Annotated in this window: 4 protein-coding genes; 3 read left to right on the forward strand and 1 reads right to left on the reverse strand. The window is 60.3% G+C overall.

What is annotated here, in order from left to right; genetic code table 11:
- Nucleotides 1-8 precede the first annotated feature (8 nt).
- Entirely contained in the window at nucleotides 9-983 is a 975-nt protein-coding gene (gene ftrA, locus M9827_RS06350; RefSeq protein WP_250604335.1) for a transcriptional regulator FtrA, read from the reverse strand.
- Nucleotides 984-1,084: 101 nt separating this feature from the next.
- Here ftrA and M9827_RS06355 point away from each other — a divergent pair, with 101 nt between their 5' ends.
- From M9827_RS06355 to M9827_RS06365, 3 genes are all read left to right on the forward strand, one after another.
- The gene (locus M9827_RS06355; RefSeq protein ID WP_007915056.1) at nucleotides 1,085-1,513 is read left to right on the forward strand and encodes a rhodanese-like domain-containing protein; all 429 of its coding nucleotides are present in this window, start codon (nucleotides 1,085-1,087) and stop codon (nucleotides 1,511-1,513) included.
- Nucleotides 1,514-1,848: 335 nt separating this feature from the next.
- On the forward strand, nucleotides 1,849-2,628 hold the full coding sequence (gene aotJ / locus M9827_RS06360) for an L-arginine-binding protein AotJ (protein ID WP_016984244.1): 780 nt from the start codon (nucleotides 1,849-1,851) through the stop codon (nucleotides 2,626-2,628).
- Between the two features lie 187 nt (nucleotides 2,629-2,815).
- Nucleotides 2,816-3,928 carry a M14 family metallopeptidase gene (locus M9827_RS06365; protein ID WP_250604337.1) on the forward strand — a complete coding sequence of 371 codons (1,113 nt, stop codon included), beginning with the start codon at nucleotides 2,816-2,818 and terminating at the stop codon, nucleotides 3,926-3,928.
- The last annotated feature ends 87 nt before the right edge of the window (nucleotides 3,929-4,015 follow it).

Genomic DNA, 4,015 nt, shown 5'->3' on the forward strand with positions numbered 1-4,015 from the left:
AAATCACCTCAGGATTCAACCCTAACACCCCGCCCAAACCGCTCCCGATACACCGACGGCGGCACGCCTACCACGCCGCGAAACGCCACACGAAAACTCTCCACCGACCGATACCCGCAACGCTCGGCAATCTGCTCGGTGTTATGCGGCGTACTCTCCAGCAACTCCCGCGCCCGCGCCAACCGTTCATGCTGCAACCACGCCTTGGGCGACTGCCCGCTGGCCTCGGTAAAACGCCGCAGAAACGTGCGCTCACTCATCGCCGCTTCGCTGGCCAGATCACGTACTTCCAGCGGTTCATGTAAACGCTCGCGCGCCCACTGCATCACCCGTGACAGGTCATTGCGCGGCGTCGGGCTGACCGGTGTCGGAATGAACTGCGCCTGACCGCCAGTACGCTGCGGCGACATCACCAGGCGCCGCGCCACCGAGTTGGCGACTTGCGTACCGAAGTCCCGCGCCACCAGATGCAGGCAAGCATCGATCCCGGCAGCGCTTCCTGCCGAGGTGATCAACTGACCGGAATCGACGTAAAGCACATCGGCATCAACGGCAATCGCCGGGAAGCGCTGCGCCAGTTCCGCCGTGTACCGCCAATGAGTGGTGGCGCCGTGCCCATCGAGCAGGCCGGTGGCCGCCAGCACAAATACACCGGAGCAGATCGACAGCAACCGCGCACCCCGGGCATGGGCCTGGCACAGCGCGTCGATCAATGCTGGAGGCACCGCCGCGTTGCGATCGCGCCAGCCGGGAATAATGATGGTGCGCGCCTCGGCCAACAATTCCAGGCCGCCATCGGCCAGCACCTGAATCCCGCCCAGGGCGCGCATCGGGCCTTGATCGACCGCCGCAATGGCGTGGGTGTACCACGGGAAATCGAACTCCGGCCGGGTCAGGCCAAAGACCTCCACGGCGATGCCGAACTCGAATGTGCAGAGGCCGTCGTAGGCCAGAATCGCGACCAGACCTGGTGATGTCGGCATTTGGCGGAAAATTCCCGGTGAGTGTCTTGTACGCCACTGTAGCCGCAAGCGGCCGCTCGATAAAGTCTGCTCACACCCGTTCAGACAAAGGAGCAACACCCATGACCAGCCTCGTTCGCGACATCCCTGCCGCTCCGTCGGCGATCGCCCTGATGCACTTCAGCAATCGTCTGACTTTCGAAACCGATTGTTCCGACGTCTTCAGCAGCCAAGAGGCCGGCGAGATCGATTTTGTCCTGGTCGACGTGCGCGGTCCTCTGGCCTTTGAGCGCGGGCATGTGCCGGGGGCGATCAATATTCCGAACCGTTTGCTGACGGCGGCAGAACTGGCGAGCTACCCGAAAACCACGCTGTTCGTGGTCTATTGCGCCGGCCCGCACTGCAACGGCGCGAACAAGGCAGCGGTGAAGCTGGCAGCGCTGGGTTATCCGGTTAAGGAGATGATCGGCGGCGTTACCGGATGGCTGGATGAAGGCTTTCAACTGAGCGTTGAGCAAGCCGCCAAAACCGCCATCGGCTGCGAATGCTGATCCTCATGTAGGAGCTGCCCCAGGCTGCGATCTTTTGATCTTGATATTTAAAAAGTCAGATCAAAAGATCGCAGCCTGCGGCAGCTCCTACAGGGAAATCAGCGTTTTTCTGCTCTGGAAATGCTCTTGTCCTACAGCTTTTGCACCACGACGGCGCACCCGTTGACCCCGGTCAATCGATGCGCCGATCTTTCGTAAGTATTTGTCGCTTAAAAACAATTTACCCTGTGCGCACCGCCATAGACTGCCGGCCACTTCGGTTTTTATAGCCATTTGGCCATGACCGAACGCTGAATCGAAAGCTGCCAATAAAAGCCTCCGCACGGGAGTAATAAATGAAAAAGCTAGTGATGTTCGGTGCCCTGGCACTGTCGATGTTGTCCTTGACCGCTGTGGCCGAAGACGCCAAGCCGATCCGCATCGGTATCGAAGCCGGGTACCCGCCATTCTCGATGAAAACCCCTGACGGCAAACTTGCCGGTTTCGACGTCGATATCGGCGATGCGCTGTGCGCGCAGATGAAAGTCAAATGCACCTGGGTCGAGCAAGAGTTCGACGGCCTGATCCCAGCACTGAAAGTGAAGAAAATCGACGCGATTCTGTCGTCGATGACCATCACCGACGACCGCAAAAAGAACGTCGACTTCACTATCAAGTACTACCACACCCCGGCGCGCTTCGTGATGAAGGAAGGCTCCGGTGTCAAAGACCCGCTGACCGAGCTTAAAGGCAAGAAAGTCGGTGTGCTGCGTGCCAGTACCCATGATCGCTACGCCACTGAAGTGCTGGTTCCGGCCGGGATCGACCTGGTGCGTTACGGCTCGCAGCAGGAAGCCAACCTCGACATGGTTTCCGGCCGTATCGACGCGATGCTGGCCGACTCGGTCAACCTGAGTGACGGTTTCTTGAAAACCGACGCCGGTAAAGGCTTCGAATTTGTTGGCCCAACCTATGAAGACGCCAAGTACTTCGGCGGCGGCGCCGGCATTGCGGTGCGCAAGGGCGATACCGCGCTGGCTGAGCAGTTCAACAAAGCCATCACCGAAATCCGCGCCAATGGCGAGTACAAGAAAGTCCAGGACAAGTACTTCGACTTTGACGTGTACGGCCATTAATACGCCGTAGAAAAAAGTGGCCCCGTTTGCGCGGTGGCCACTTTTTTTGCGCCCATGATTTATTCTGTTTCACACATTTCCCATGTAGGAGTTGCCGAAGGCTGCGATCTTTTGACTTTGCTTGTGAAAAAAAAGATCAAAAGATCGCAGCCTTCGGCAGCTCCTACAGAAACATCGGAGTTTTCCCATGCAACGCATCGACCATGTTCTGCCCTGGAGCCATTTGGGCAGCGAGCGCTCGCTCAGCGTGTTCCGCTATGGCGCGGGCACCCGCAAGGTATATATCCAGGCCAGCCTGCACGCCGATGAACTGCCGGGCATGCGCACCGCGTGGGAACTCAAGCAGCGCCTCAATGCGCTGGAACAGCAAGGCCGGTTGCAGGGCGTGATCGAGCTGGTGCCAGTGGCCAACCCGATCGGCCTCGATCAACACGTGCAAGGTGCGCACATGGGCCGCTTCGAACTGGGCAGCGGCAAGAACTTCAACCGCGCTTTCGTCGAACTCAGCGCGCCGGTTGGAGCGTTGATCGGTGAGCGTCTAGGCACGGATGCCGAGGCCAACGTCGCGCTGATCCGCCAGGCCATGGGCCAGGTTTTCGATGAGTTGCCGGCACCGGCCTCGCAACTGGAAGCGTTGCATCGTCTACTGTTGCGCCATGCCTGCGATGCCGACATCACCCTCGATCTGCATTGTGATTTCGACGCGGCGATTCACTTGTACGCGCTGCCGCAGCACTGGCCACAGTGGCAATCATTGGCGGCACGTCTGAAGGCCGGCGTGGCGCTGCTGTGTGAAGATTCCGGCGGCAGTTCGTTTGATGAGTCCTGCTCGACGCCGTGGCTGCGTCTGGCGCGGGCGTTCCCGCATGCCGCGATTCCGGCGGCGAACCTGGCGACCACGCTGGAACTGGGCAGCATGGGCGACACCCGCATCGATCAGGCGCAGGCCAATTGTGAGGCGATTCTGGGCTTCCTCGCCGAGCAGGGTTTCATCAGCGGCGAATGGCCGGCGGCGCCGAGCGAGTGCTGCGAAGGCCTGCCGTTCGAGGGCACCGAATACCTGTTCGCGCCGCACCATGGCGTGGTGAGTTTCCTGCGCAATGCCGGCGAGTGGGTGGAGCAGGGCGATGCGTTGTTCGAAGTGGTCGATCCATTGCAGGATCGCGTGACCACTGTGCGCGCCGGCACCAGTGGCGTGCTGTTTGCGCTTGATCGCGGGCGTTATACCGAGCCGGGGATCTGGCAGGCGAAAGTGGCGGGGCGGGTGGCGTTTCGGACAGGAAAATTGACCAACGACTGACAGATCTTCGTCGGATTCGCGGGCCCTTTCGCGAGCAGGCTCGCTCCCACCCTGGACATGCATTCCCCTGTGGGAGCGAGCCTGCTC

It is taken from the genome of Pseudomonas sp. AKS31 (assembly GCF_023634765.1).
Lineage (GTDB): Bacteria > Pseudomonadota > Gammaproteobacteria > Pseudomonadales > Pseudomonadaceae > Aquipseudomonas.

Excerpts from the sequence above, each read along its gene's own strand:
- M9827_RS06355 (WP_007915056.1), top strand. The coding sequence starts at position 1,085 with ATGACCAGCCTCGTTCGCGACATCCCTGCCGCTCCGTCGGCGATCGCC.
- aotJ (WP_016984244.1), top strand. The coding sequence starts at position 1,849 with ATGAAAAAGCTAGTGATGTTCGGTGCCCTGGCACTGTCGATGTTGTCC.
- M9827_RS06365 (WP_250604337.1), top strand. The coding sequence starts at position 2,816 with ATGCAACGCATCGACCATGTTCTGCCCTGGAGCCATTTGGGCAGCGAG.
- ftrA (WP_250604335.1), bottom strand. The coding sequence starts at position 983 with ATGCCGACATCACCAGGTCTGGTCGCGATTCTGGCCTACGACGGCCTC.